The following is a 12,529-nucleotide window of genomic DNA, read 5'->3' as shown; positions in this document are numbered from 1 at the left end:
GTACCATAGACAAACATGCACACCTGAATGTTCCCGAGGATCTCCCATGCTGTTACCCGTCGCGGCCGTGATCGTCGGCCTGTTGCTGCTCGTCTGGAGTGCCGAGCGTTTCGTCGAGGGGGCGGCGGCCACCTCCCGCCGTCTGGGGCTTTCCCCGCTGCTGATCGGCATGCTGGTGATCGGCTTTGGCACCTCGGCGCCGGAACTCATGGTGTCGGCGCTGGCTGCCGGGCAGGGCAATCCCGGCCTGGCGCTGGGCAACGCCTACGGCTCGAACATCGCCAATATCGGCATGATTCTCGGGCTGGTGGCACTGATCGCCCCGCTGACGGTGCACTCCGGGGTGGTGCGGCGTGAGCTGCCGGTGCTGGGGGCGGTGACCCTGCTCTCGGCCCTGCTGATGTGGGGCGGCGTGATCGGCCGCTTCGAGGGGGCGCTGCTGCTGGCGCTGCTGGCGGGCTTCGTCGGCCTGAGCATCGCCCAAGCGCGCCGCGGCGCCGGCGACCCGCTGGCCGCCGAAACCGAGGAGAGCCTCGCCGTGCATCCGCTGTCGCTGACGGCAGGGCTCGTCTGGACCGGCGTCGGGCTGGTGCTGCTGGTGGCCAGCTCCCGGCTGCTGGTCTGGGGGGCGGTGGCCATCGCCCAGGGCTTCGGCGTCAGCGACCTGGTGATCGGTCTCACCGTGGTCGCGGTGGGGACCTCGCTGCCGGAGCTGGCCGCCTCGATCAGCGCCCTGCGACGCCGCGAGCATGACCTGGTACTGGGCAATGTGGTGGGGTCGAACCTGTTCAATACCCTCGGCGTGGTGGGCCTCGCGGCGGTGATCACGCCCATCGAGGTGGGGGCCGAGGTGCTATGGCGCGACTGGAGCCTGATGGCGACTATGACCGCCATGCTGGCGCTCTTTGCGCTGGGCCGGCAGGGGCGGCCGGGGCGCATCAATCGCCTGGAGGGGGGCGCGTTGCTGGCGATGTTCTTGGCCTATACCGCCTGGCTGATTCACCTTGTCGTGACCGGTATGGCCTGAAACGACTCGTGCCGCACTGCGACAATGAGACGCGTCAATTTCGGGCAACGTGACGGGATCACGAGGGGTCTCTAATAGTAAGCTCTGTCGCGCAAGGAGGAATAAGCTTAGTTGATTGTGTGCTGAGTGAGGCGGCCCAGAGAGGGGCCGCCAAACTGCTAGGCTTACCTTGTCCCTGGTGTCGAGGTGGAATGCGTCACGGCACGGCTACGGTCGCGCCTGAAGCACAAGAATGCACTTTAGGTGTCCCGCATCCCTTGCGACGTATCTGAGTCCATCGCTGTCATGAGGCTTGCGACATGGAACTGGATCCTCTCCTGCTATCACGATTGCAGTTCGCCTTCGTGGTCTCCTTTCATGCCATCTTCCCGGTGTTCACCATCGGTCTGGCATCCTATATCGCCTTGCTACACGGTCTCTTCTACCGGACGGAAAACCCGGCCTGGGACCGGCTGGCGCTGTTCTGGACCAAGGTCTTCGCCGTGGTATTCGGCATGGGGGTGGTGTCGGGCATCGTCATGTCCTTCCAGTTCGGTACCAACTGGAGCAACTTCTCTCAGGCCTCGGCCAACTTCATGGGGCCAGTGCTCAGCTATGAGGTGGTGACGGCCTTCTTCCTCGAGGCGGCCTTCCTCGGTGTGCTGCTGTTTGGCCGTGGCAAGGTGCCCCAAGGGGTCCACCTCTTCTCGGCCGTGATGGTCGCTTTCGGCACTTTCCTTTCGTCGTTTTGGATCCTGTCGGCCAACAGCTGGATGCAGACCCCGGCTGGCGTGGAGCTGATCGATGGCAGCTTCCGGGTGACTTCTGGGCCGAGGCGATCTTCAATCCCTCCTTCGGCTGGCGCTTCGTCCACATGGTGATGGCCTCCTTCCTGACCGGCGGCTTCGTGGTGGCCGGGGTCAGCGCCTGGTACCTGCTGATCGGGCGTGACGTGGAGGCCAATCGCCGTGCGCTCTCCATGTGTCTGTGGCTGCTGCTGGTGCTGACGCCGACTCAGGCCGTCGTGGGGGATTTCCATGGCCTGAATACCCTCGAGCACCAGCCCACCAAGGTAGCCGCCATGGAGGGTAACTGGGAGACTCGCTCCCATGTGCCGCTGCTGCTGTTTGCGCTGCCGGATCAGGAGGCCCAGGCCAACCGCTTCGAGGTGGGCATCCCGAGTCTTGCCAGCGTCATCCTCAAGCACAGCCCGTCCGGTGTGGTGCCCGGCATCAGCGAGGTGCCGCCGGAAGAGCAGCCCCCGGTCGCCATCGTCTTCTGGTCGTTTCGCATCATGGTCGGCATTGGCTTCTTGATGATTGGCGTGGCCATCGCTGGGCTCTGGCTGCGCCGCGGTGGCCGCGTCTATGAGCATCGTGGCTTCCTGCAGCTGCTGAGAGTCATGAGCGTGACGCCCTTTATCGCCGTGCTGGCGGGCTGGGTGGTCACCGAAGTGGGGCGCGCTCCCTGGCTGGTGTACGAGCTCTATACCCACGCCGAGGGCGTGACGCCTTCACTCACCGGCGGCATGGCGCTCTTCACCCTGGTCGGCTATGTCGCGGTCTATGCGGTGGTGTTCTGGGCCGGGGTCTACTACCTGACTCGGGTGGTGCGCAACGGCATGTTGCCCGCTGATGAACAGGCGGTCGTGGAGGGTGAAGTCGAGCGCCCCAAGCGCCCGTTCTCTGCCGCCCATACCTCGTTTGAGCAGGACGCTAGCCCGACTTGGAGGAAATGACCCATGGAAATGTTCGATCTTTCAATGATCTGGGCGTTGATCATCGGTTTCGGCGTGATCATGTACGTGGTGATGGATGGCTTCGACCTGGGGGTGGGCATCCTCTACCCCTTCGCGCCAGACGAAGAGGCCCGGGATGTGATGATGAACTCGGTGGCCCCGGTATGGGACGGCAACGAAACCTGGCTGGTGCTTGGCGGGGCCGGCCTGCTGGGGGCCTTCCCGCTGGTCTACTCGGTGTTTTTGCCGGCCCTCTATATCGGGGTCTTCCTGATGTTGGCGGGGTTGATCTTCCGTGGGATCGCCTTCGAGTTTCGCTTCAAGTCGCGGCGTAATCGCCACTGGTGGAACCGTGCCTTCTGTTGGGGCTCGGCGGTGGCGGCCTTTGCCCAGGGGGTCGTGGTCGGCGCCTATATTCAGGGGTTCGCGGTGGAGGACTTCGTCTATGTCGGCGGTGCCATGGACTGGTTGACCCCCTTCACCGTGTTGACTGGCCTGGGGCTGATGACCGGCTATGCGCTGCTCGGTGCCACCTGGGTGATTCTCAAGTCCGAGGGATATGTTCAGGACTGGGCGTACCGTATGGTGCCGGGGCTGCTGCTGGCGGTGTTGGTGGTCTTTGCCATCATCAGCCTCTGGACCCCGTTCGTGAACCCCGAGGTGTGGGAGCGCTGGTTCGATCGCATCCAGCTGATCTGGATCTTCCCGGCACTGGCCATGGCTTGCGCCGCCTGGCTGTGGCGCGCGACCCGCCGGCGTCAGGAGGGGCAGCCCTTCGTCGCCACCCTGGGGCTTTTCATCTTCACCTACCTGGGGCTGGTGGCGAGCAAGTGGCCGGTGATCGTGCCGCCCAACTACACCATCTGGGATGCGGCCTCGGCGCCGGAGTCGCAACTCTTCCTGCTGCTCGGGGTGCTCTTCGTGATTCCCATCGTGCTGACCTACACCGCCTGGACCTACTGGGTGTTCCGCGGCAAGGTCAAGGTGGGCGAAGGCTACCACTGAGCCATGACCACGCCTGAAACCACCGGCGGCGGGCGCGATGCCCGCCGCTGGCTTGTTCATCTGGCGGCCCGAGAGCGTCGTTCTCTTGGCCTGGCCGTGGCCGCCGGCGTCGTGGCCACCCTGGCCACGGTCGGTCAGCTCGGCCTGCTGGCCTGGAGTGTCAGTGCCCTGCTGGTCGATGGGGCGGTGCTGGGCGAACTCCTGCCGGCGCTTGGCGCGATGGCGCTGTTGCTGCTGGTGCGGGCCTTCGCCCTCTATGCTCAGGAGCGTCTTGGTCAGATGGCCAGCCTGCGTATCCGCACCCGGGTGCGCGGCGAGCTGCTCGACCAGCTGGCCAGGCTCGGGCCGGGCTGGCTGTCGGGGCGCCACTCGGCGAGCTTGGCCAGTCAGCTGGTGGAGCAGGTGGAGGCGCTGGACGGCTACTTCGCCCGCTTTCGTCCTCAGCTGGTGCTGTCGGTGCTTAGCCCGGCACTGGTGCTGGCGGTAGCGCTATGGCTGGACTGGCTGGCGGCACTCTTCCTGCTGCTGGCCGCGCCGCTGATTCCGCTGTTCATGGCCCTGGTGGGCATGGGGGCCGAGCGCCTCAACCGCGATCAGTTCGAAGCGGTGGCCCGGCTCTCCGGGCACTTCATCGACCGGGTACGGGCTATTTCCACCCTGCAGCTCTTCGACCATACCCGGTCGGCGACCCTCGAGGTGCAGGGAGCCGCCGATGACTATCGGCGGCGCAGCATGCGCACCCTGAGGGTCGCTTTCTCTCCTCGGCGGTGCTGGAGTTCTTCGCTTCGGTAGCCATCGCCGTGGTGGCCATCTATGTGGGGTTCGGACTGCTTGGGTATATCACCTATGGCCCCTCGCCGGAGCTCACTCTCTTCAGCGGCCTGCTGGTGCTGCTGCTGGCGCCGGAGTTCTTCCAGCCGCTGCGCGCCCTGGCGCAGCACTACCACGACCGGGCCGCTGCCCTCGGGGCCGCCGACGGCCTGATGGCCTTGCTGGCCGAGCCCCCGACCCGGTACGCCGGTGCCGGGCCGAGGCGACCACCGAGCCTGGCGCCCTGATGCAGCTGGTCGGCGCCGGTGTGACACGCCCCGAGCGCGGCCAGGTGCTGGCGCCCTGCGACCTGACCCTGGAGCGCGGCGAAGTGGTGGTCCTGACCGGTGTCTCGGGGGCCGGCAAGTCGACCCTGCTGCAGCTGATGGCCGGTTTTGTCGGTCCCGATGCGGGGCAGCGCCGCCTGCTACCCGACCTGCGTCTGGCCTGGGTGGATCAGCGCCCGCTGCTGATCCAAGGCAGTCTGGCCGACAATCTGCGCCTGGCGGCACCGGATGCCTCGTCCGAGGCCATGGTCGAGGCGCTCGGCCGGGCGGGGTTCGGCGAACTCTTGGCACGCCTGCCCGGGGGCTCGATACCCCCTTGGGTGAGCGGGGTGCCGGCCTCTCCGGGGGCAGGCACAGCGCCTGGCCCTGGCCCGGCTCTTTCTGGTCGAGGCGCCCCTGGTGCTGCTCGACGAGCCCACTGCCAGTCTGGATATCGAGACCGAGGCGAGGGTGATCCAGGCCCTGGAGGCGCTGGCGGCCCAGGGGCGCACCCTGGTCATTGCCACCCATCATCCGGCGCTGATCGCCATGGCCAGCCGCCGGCTACGGCTCGACGAGGGTCGGCTAGAGGAGGTGCCCCATGGCGCATCGCGCTGATCACGATACCCTGACCCGGGAGCTGCGGCCCTGGCTCCGGCAGCTGGATCAGCGGCGGCGACGCCTGGTCATCGGTGCGGCGCTGATCGCGCTTACGCTGCTGTCGGCCATTGGCCTGCTGGCGCTCTCCGGCTGGTTCATCACCGCCACCGGGCTCACCGGCCTGCTGCTGGCGGCGGGTGTTGCCGCCAGCCTGGACGTCTATGTGCCCGGCGGCGGAATCCGTTTCTTTGCGGTCAGTCGCACCGTGGCACGCTATCTGGAGCGGCTCTACAACCACGACACCGTGCTGCGGCTGCTGGCCGATCTACGTGGGCGTCTCTTCGGCGTGCTATCGGGCCTGGACGGCGAGGCCCTGGCCCGACGCCGGGCCAGCGACTGGCTCAACCGGCTGACCGCCGACATCGATACCCTGGACAGTCTCTACCTACGGCTGCTGGCTCCCGCCGGCGTTGGCCTGCTGGCGATCCTCGGCCTTGCGCTCTTCCTGGCGTTCTTCTCCCTCGCGGCGGGGCTGGCCGGCGGGGCCCTGCTGCTGCTGGGTTGGCTGTGGCTCACCCTGGGACAAGCACGGCTGGGCATGGCCGAGAGTCGCGCTCAGGTAGGCGAGTTAGAGGCCCTGAGAGGGCGGATGATGGAGGCGCTGCAGGGCATGGCCGAGCTCGAGGCCTATGGCAGCCTGGCCCGCCACCGTCGCGAGCTGCACGCTATCGAGGCGCGGCTCTATCGTGGCCAGCGTCGCCTGGGCGCGCTGGTGGCGCTGGGCAACGCCCTGGCCGGCCTGCTGGTGGGGCTCGCCATGCTGCTGACCCTGTGGGTGGCCGCCGGCGCCTGGGAGGCCGGGCGGCTCTCCGGGCCCCTGATGGTGATGATGCCGATCGCCATGCTGGCCATGAGCGAAGTCCTCACCCCGCTGCCGGCGGCCTTTACCTGGTTGGGGCGACTCGCGGTGCCGCCGGGCGCCTCAATGAACTGGAGGACCAGGCCAGCAACCGCGCCTCTGGCGAACGGGAGGCGGAGCCGCCCATGGGGGCCCTCGATGCCGAACTCGAGGGGGTGACCCTGCACTACGCCGGTGCCCTGACCCCGGCCCTTCAGGCGCTCACCCTGCATATCGCGCCCGGTGAGCGCCTGGCCCTCTGCGGGGCCTCCGGGGCGGGCAAGTCCAGCGTGGCGGCGCTGCTGCAGGGCCAGCTTCAGGCCCAGCAGGGCGCGGTACGCCTGGGGGGCTGGCCCCGGCCCAGTGGTCCGAGGCCAGTCTGCGCCGCCGCGTGGCGGCGCTTCCCCAGCGCATTGACCTGCTCGATGACAGCCTGGCCGCCAACCTGCGTATCGCCTATCCGCAGGCGGAGGAGGCCGAGCTCTGGGCGGCTCTGGCCTGGGTAGGGCTAGACGCCTGGGCCTCCACGCTGCCCCGGGGGCTCGAGACCCGGGTGGGCGAGGGCGGCAGTCAGCTCTCCGGTGGCCAGGCCCGGCGTCTGGCGTTGGCGCGGCTCCATCTGCGTGCTCCGGACATGGTGATCCTGGATGAGCCCTTCGCCGGTCTCGATGCCGCCACGGCCGTTACCCTGGCGGCGCGTCTGGATGTCTGGCTCCAGGGGCGCAGCGTGCTCTACCTGGTGCACCAGCTCAACGGGGGGCCTTCGATCCGCCGGGGATCGATCGGGCCCTGACGCTGGTCGAGGGGCGACACAAGGACGATACCTGAGCCTCCCTTATGGTATCGAGGCCGAGAGCCGGCGTGGGGCGCGTCGCCTGGCGCTGGAGGCAGCCAGAGGGCGCTACCCCGGGGTAGGGTTTACCCTTCAGGTTTTGCGCAACGGCGAGGTTTCTATCAGGATTGGGTAAAACAACCCGTGACGAGTGAGACGAGCCATGCGTGACTTCCTGACGCGCCTGCCCAAGGCCGAGCTTCACCTGCATATCGAGGGCTCCCTGGAGCCCGAGCTGATGTTTGCCCTTGCCGAGCGCAACGGTGTCGAACTGCCCTATGCGTCCGTCGAAGAGGCCCGCGCCGCCTACGACTTCACGGACCTGCAGTCGTTCCTCGACCTCTACTACCGCGGGATGAGCGTGCTGCGCACCGCCGAGGACTTCCATGACCTGGCGATGGACTACTTTCGCCGCGCCCACGCGGAGGGTGTGGTGCATGTGGAACTGCACTTCGATCCCCAGGCGCATCTCGTGCGGGGCGTCGAACTCGCGGCGGTGATGGAAGGGCTCGGCCTGGCCCGTCGCCAGGCCGAGCGAGAGCTTGGGATGTCCACCGCGCTGATCATGGCCTTCCTGCGCGACCGACCGGCCGAGGAGGCCATGGCGGTGCTGGAGCTTGCCTCCCCCTACTGGGAGCTGCTTGATGCGGTGGGGCTCGACAGCGCCGAGCGGGGGCATCCGCCGTCGAAGTTTCGCGATGTGTTCCAGCGTGCCCGGCTGCTGGGTATCCCACGGGTGGCCCATGCGGGGAGGAGGGCCCGCCCGAGTACATACGCGAGGCGCTGGACCTGCTTGATGTGTGTCGCATCGACCACGGGGTACGCTGCCTGGAAGACCCCTCGCTGGTCGCGAGGCTAGGCGATGAGGGCGTGGTGCTGACCGTCTGTCCGCTCTCCAATGTGCGACTGAAGGTCGTGGAGCGTATCGAGGATCACCCTCTGCCGAGGCTGCTCGACGCCGGGCTGCGCCTGACCCTCAACTCCGATGATCCGGCCTACTTCGGCGGCGGCATGCTGGCCAACTTCCTGGCCTGCGAGCAGGCCTTCGGCTGGTCGAAGGAGGTTTTCATCCAACTGGCCGGCACCGCCATCGAGGCCGCTTTCATGAGCCAGGAGCGGCGCCTGGCCCTGCACCGCCGGCTCGCCGAGAGCGTCTGAGGTCGCACGCCAAGCCGCCGCGCGCTGCCCCCGGCAATCGCCGGGGGGCGTGGCAGGTAGCCGTGGGGCCTTGAGCGGCGCTTAGAATGCCTCCCACTCCGGCTCCGCCTGGCGGGTGGCAGGGCGCTCCCGCTCGCCGCAGGTGGCCAGTGGCCGGGCACGCTCGACTCCGGGCGCGGACAGGCTGGGAGCTGCCGGGGCGCTGGTTGAGTCCGCCGGCGGCGAGGCGTCGCCCAGCTGGAAGCCGTCGATCAGCTGGCTGAGGCGTTCGGCCTGACGGCGCATCTCGGTGGCCGTGTTGGAGTTGTGTTCCACCATGGCGGCGTTCTGCTGAGTCATGGTATCCATCTGGTTGACGGCGGTGTTGACCTCGCGAATGCCCGCGCTCTGCTCCTGAGAGCCGGCGCTGATCTCGGCGATGACGTCGGTGACCTCGGTGACACGTGCCACGATCTGCCGCATGGTTTCGCCGGCCGCTTGCACGATGGTTGAGCCGTGCTGGGAGTGGGCTACCGATTTGCCAATCAGCTCGCGAATCTCACTGGAAGCATCGGCGGAGCGCTGGGCCAAGGTGCGCACTTCCTGCGCCACGACGGCGAAGCCTCGCCCATGCTCGCCGGCCCTGGCGGCCTCCACGGAGGCATTGAGGGCCAGGATGTTGGTCTGAAAGGCGATGGAGTCGATCATCGAGACGATCTCGCCGATCTGTGCCGACGACTGGTTGATGTCGCCCATGGTCTTCTCGACCTGCTGCATGGCCGACTGCCCTTCGCGAGCCACTTCGGCGCTGGACTGCACCAGCTGGTCGGCTTGAGAGGCATGGCCGGCGTTATTCTCCACGGTAGAGGTGATCTGTTCCATGGCCGATGAGGTCTGCTGCAGGTTGGCGGCCGCCTGGTCGGTGCGTGAGGCCAGCTCCTCGCTGCTCTGGGCGATGCCATTTGACGCTTGATAGACGCTGTGGGCGCCGTTGCGCACATCCAGCAGGGTGGCCTGGATGCGGGCCAGGAAGCCGTTGAACTGGGTGGCCAGCTCGCCGATCTCGTCACGGCTCGAGACCGTCAGTCGACGGGTCAGATCGCCCCTGCCGTCTGCGACTTCCTGGGCGATCTCCTTCATCGTGCTGGCCGTCTGGCGGATCTGGCGCACGGTACGGCGGGTGAGCCAGATGGCGAGAAAAGTGATGGTCAGGTTGACCGCGGAGGCGATGAAGAACAACCGGACCAGCGACGCCACCAGGTTATTCCAAGCGCTGGATTCGATCTGGGCCATGGCGGCGTCCACGTCGGTGGCATAGACGCCGGCCCCGATGACCCAGTTCCACTCGGGAAAGGCGGCGGCATAGGAATACTTTGGCTCGACGTCGCCAGTACTCGGGTTGGGCCAGGCGTAGTGGTAGTCACCGCCACCCTGCTGGGCGATCTCGATCATATCGCGGATCAGCGGTTTGCCGTCAGCATCCGTGGCGTTGAGCATCGCGGTGCCTTCCTGATCGGGCACGGCGGGCTGCACCAGCATGGTGCCGTCGTAGTCGAAGACGAACACATAGTTGTCGCCCTCGAAGCGCATCTCCCTCAGCAGGCTGCTGGCGGCCGCTTGGGCCTCACGCTCGCTGTCGGTGCTCTGGGCGATCTGCTGCACCATCGACTGGGCCAGCTCGACGATGCTTTCGACCCCGCGCTGGCGGGAGGCCAGCATCAGCTCGCGCTGTTGATCGAGCTGGGCGCGATTGTCGGCGATCCGCTCCCTGGCTTCGAGGAGCAGCAGGCAGGAAGAAGAGATGATCAGCGGTACCAGCACCAGCAGCAGGATCTTGTTCTGCAGGTTTAGGCTGAAAAGTCGTTTGAGGCTGGCGGCAATGGGTGAGGAGGCAACGGGCTTGTGGTGTGTTTCGCTGGGCGTCATGTGCAGGTGATTCCGTTGTTATTGGTGGCCAATGAAAAACCCCGGCCGGGCCGGGGGAGGGGGGCGTCGTGAAGCGTGATGACCGGGTGCTATGCCCGCGTCTCCCTTACGGCAGAGCCGGTACCTGGAAGTCTGGCATCTCGCCGGTCAGGGTGTGCAGGAAGGCGGTGATGTCGGCGATGGTGTCATCTTCGAAGTCGCGGCCGAGCATCTCGGTACCCATGATGGCCACGGCCTCTTCGAGGGTCTCGGTGGCGCCGTTGTTCATGTACGGGTAGGTCACGCCCACGTTGCGCAGGGTCGGCGTGCGGAACTTGTACATGTCGTCTTCATCGCCGGTGACCTCGTAACGGCCCACGTCGGTGGAGCCGGGCACCTGAATCGCCCAGAAGTTGCTGTCGGTCATCGCCGGTCCGCTATGACAGGCGATGCAGCCGTTGTCGACGAAGGCCACCATGCCGCGCTTTTCCTGCTCGTCGAGCGCTTCAATGTCACCGCGCAGGTAGCGGTCGAAGGGCGAGTTGGGGGTGTTCAGTGTGCGCTGGAAGCTGGCCAGCGCCTTGGCCAGGTTGTCGGCGTTGATCGGGCTGTCGTCGCCCGGGTAGGCGGCGGCAAACTTCTGCTGGTAGAGATCGAACTCTTCCAGGCGCTCCAGCGCCATGTCCAGATCCATGGCCATTTCGATATCGGCCTCGATGGGGCCCAGCGCCTGGCCTTCCAGGTCGGGCTCGCGACCGTCCCAGAACTGGGCGCCGAGGAAGCCGGAGTTGAGCACGGTCGGGGTATTACGCTCGCCAACCTGACCGTCATGACCGGTGGCGCGTGGAATGCGGTCGGCCCAGCCCAGCGCCGGGTTGTGGCAGGTGGCGCAGCTGATCACGCCGCTGGAGGAGATGCGCGGCTCGAAGAACAGCATGTTGCCGAGCTCGACCTTTTCCGGGGTCAGGGAGTTGTCGGCCGGGATCGGCGGGAAGTGCGGCAGCGGCTCGAAGCGGTCGCGGTACTCACCGAGGCCGTCGTCGGCAACCACGCTTCCGGAGAAGGCAAGCGCAGCGCCAAGCGACACCGCAGCGGCGAGTCGGGCGGGCCGTGTAAGAGCGTTATAGGTCATGGCGGTTCTCCCTGGTAGGCGATGCGTTACGGTCTATATTCGTTATCGCGGAATCAGGTTATTCCTTATCCTTGAGACATATCAACCAAGTGCCAAGTCGGAATAGACCCGATCTTGCGCTGGGTCAAGTTATATGAGGATACTGAACGATAGAGATGGACAGGTCTTGTACAGAATGGCAAGGCTATCCGTCCTGCTGGCTTGGGTTCGAGGAGGCCGTTGACATGCCGCGCTATCGCTATCCGCAAATTGCCGAATCGGAAGTGACCCCCAGGGCGCTGTTCGAGACGCGACGCCGCTTCCTGCGCCAGGGGGTGGCGCTCGGCATGGCGGCGGCTGCGCCGGGTCTGCTCTGGTCGCCCAGCGCCAGGGCCTGGCCGGGCGTGCTCGATGACAAGCTAGGCGGCGATCTGCCGAGCCGGGAGCTGGCCGGCGGCGAGTCATTGACGTCGCTGCGTGACATCACCACCTACAACAATTTCTATGAATTTGGCACCGGCAAGCGTGACCCGGAGATCTATGGCCATACCCTGGTGACCGACCCCTGGTCGTTGACCATCGAAGGGGAGGTGGACAAGGCGGGCACATTCGCCCTTGAAGACGTCCTCAAGGGGCAGGATCTGGAGGAGCGTATCTATCGCCTGCGCTGTGTGGAAGCCTGGTCGAAGGTCGTGCCCTGGATCGGCTTTCCGCTGGCGGAGCTGTTGAAGCGCCACGAGCCGACCTCCCGGGCGAAATATGTGGTATTCGAGTCGATCCATGACCCCGACAACCTTCGCGGTCAGCGACGGGGCGTGCTCGACTGGCCCTATCGCGAAGTGCTGCGTATCGACGAGGCGATGCATCCACTGACGCTGATGGCGGTGGGACTCTACGGGGAAACCTTGCCCAATCAGAGCGGTGCGCCGATCCGCCTGGTGGTGCCCTGGAAATACGGGTTCAAGAGCATCAAGTCGGTGGTGCGGATCGCGCTGGTAGAGGAGCGACCGCTCAGCTCCTGGGAGGAGCGCAGCCCGGAGGAGTACGGGTTCGATGCTAACGTCAATCCCGAGGTGGATCATCCGCGCTGGTCCCAGGCCCGGGAGCGACGCATCGGCGAGAGCGGCCGCCGTGAGACGCTGATGTTCAACGGCTATGCCGACGAGGTCGCCCATCTCTATTCCGGCATGGACCTGCAGCGTCATTACTGAACGAAACGCA

Annotated in this window: 11 protein-coding genes and 3 pseudogenes; 12 read left to right on the top strand and 2 right to left on the bottom strand. The window is 66.4% G+C overall.

What is annotated here, in order from left to right; genetic code table 11:
- Window positions 1-46: 46 nt before the first annotated feature.
- The 11 genes and pseudogenes from ACSJDS_RS13040 (at window position 47) to ACSJDS_RS12990 (ending at window position 8,313) form a co-directional block, all read left to right on the top strand.
- On the top strand, window positions 47-1,027 hold the full coding sequence (locus tag ACSJDS_RS13040) for a calcium/sodium antiporter (RefSeq protein WP_473033636.1): 981 nt from the start codon (window positions 47-49) through the stop codon (window positions 1,025-1,027).
- Between the two features lie 299 nt (window positions 1,028-1,326).
- Window positions 1,327-2,744, top strand: a pseudogene (locus ACSJDS_RS13035) (cytochrome ubiquinol oxidase subunit I).
- Window positions 2,745-2,747: 3 nt separating this feature from the next.
- Complete coding sequence (cydB, locus tag ACSJDS_RS13030) at window positions 2,748-3,749, top strand: cytochrome d ubiquinol oxidase subunit II (RefSeq protein WP_473033635.1); 1,002 nt, start codon at window positions 2,748-2,750, stop codon at window positions 3,747-3,749.
- A gap of 3 nt (window positions 3,750-3,752) precedes the next feature.
- Entirely contained in the window at window positions 3,753-4,541 is a 789-nt protein-coding gene (locus tag ACSJDS_RS13025) for an ABC transporter transmembrane domain-containing protein (RefSeq protein ID WP_473033634.1), read from the top strand.
- Complete coding sequence (locus tag ACSJDS_RS13020) at window positions 4,517-4,807, top strand: hypothetical protein (protein WP_473033633.1); 291 nt, start codon at window positions 4,517-4,519, stop codon at window positions 4,805-4,807. The genes ACSJDS_RS13025 and ACSJDS_RS13020 overlap by 25 nt, the downstream gene beginning before the upstream one ends.
- Window positions 4,807-5,010 (top strand): annotated as a pseudogene (locus ACSJDS_RS13015) (ATP-binding cassette domain-containing protein); the annotation flags it as partial. The gene ACSJDS_RS13020 and the pseudogene ACSJDS_RS13015, both read left to right, overlap by 1 nt.
- A gap of 235 nt (window positions 5,011-5,245) precedes the next feature.
- Window positions 5,246-5,443: a hypothetical protein gene (locus ACSJDS_RS13010; RefSeq protein WP_473033632.1), complete on the top strand. Its 198-nt coding sequence runs from the start codon at window positions 5,246-5,248 to the stop codon at window positions 5,441-5,443.
- Window positions 5,427-6,503 (top strand): ABC transporter transmembrane domain-containing protein, encoded by a 1,077-nt coding sequence (locus tag ACSJDS_RS13005; protein ID WP_473033631.1) that lies wholly within the window; start codon window positions 5,427-5,429, stop codon window positions 6,501-6,503. The genes ACSJDS_RS13010 and ACSJDS_RS13005 overlap by 17 nt, the downstream gene beginning before the upstream one ends.
- The gene (locus tag ACSJDS_RS13000; protein WP_473033630.1) at window positions 6,470-6,829 is read left to right on the top strand and encodes an ATP-binding cassette domain-containing protein; all 360 of its coding nucleotides are present in this window, start codon (window positions 6,470-6,472) and stop codon (window positions 6,827-6,829) included. Before ACSJDS_RS13005 ends, ACSJDS_RS13000 begins: the two co-directional genes overlap by 34 nt.
- Window positions 6,715-7,116 (top strand): ATP-binding cassette domain-containing protein, encoded by a 402-nt coding sequence (locus ACSJDS_RS12995; RefSeq protein WP_473033629.1) that lies wholly within the window; start codon window positions 6,715-6,717, stop codon window positions 7,114-7,116. Before ACSJDS_RS13000 ends, ACSJDS_RS12995 begins: the two co-directional genes overlap by 115 nt.
- Before the next feature lie 202 nt (window positions 7,117-7,318).
- Window positions 7,319-8,313, top strand: a pseudogene (locus ACSJDS_RS12990) (adenosine deaminase).
- An 81-nt stretch (window positions 8,314-8,394) separates the two neighbouring features.
- Here ACSJDS_RS12990 and ACSJDS_RS12985 read toward each other — a convergent pair.
- On the bottom strand, window positions 8,395-10,218 hold the full coding sequence (locus ACSJDS_RS12985) for a methyl-accepting chemotaxis protein (protein ID WP_473033628.1): 1,824 nt from the start codon (window positions 10,216-10,218) through the stop codon (window positions 8,395-8,397).
- Between the two features lie 106 nt (window positions 10,219-10,324).
- Window positions 10,325-11,329: a cytochrome-c peroxidase gene (locus ACSJDS_RS12980; protein ID WP_473033627.1), complete on the bottom strand. Its 1,005-nt coding sequence runs from the start codon at window positions 11,327-11,329 to the stop codon at window positions 10,325-10,327.
- Between the two features lie 224 nt (window positions 11,330-11,553).
- On the opposite strand from ACSJDS_RS12980, the gene msrP reads away from it, so the two are divergent.
- A complete protein-coding gene (gene msrP, locus ACSJDS_RS12975) occupies window positions 11,554-12,519 on the top strand; it encodes a protein-methionine-sulfoxide reductase catalytic subunit MsrP (protein WP_473033626.1) in 966 nt (321 codons plus the stop codon).
- The last annotated feature ends 10 nt before the right edge of the window (window positions 12,520-12,529 follow it).

This window comes from Halomonas sp. SL18_1, assembly GCF_055755715.1.
The sequence above is the reverse complement of the archived record's forward strand: the minus strand, read 5'-3'. Positions and strand labels throughout refer to the sequence as shown.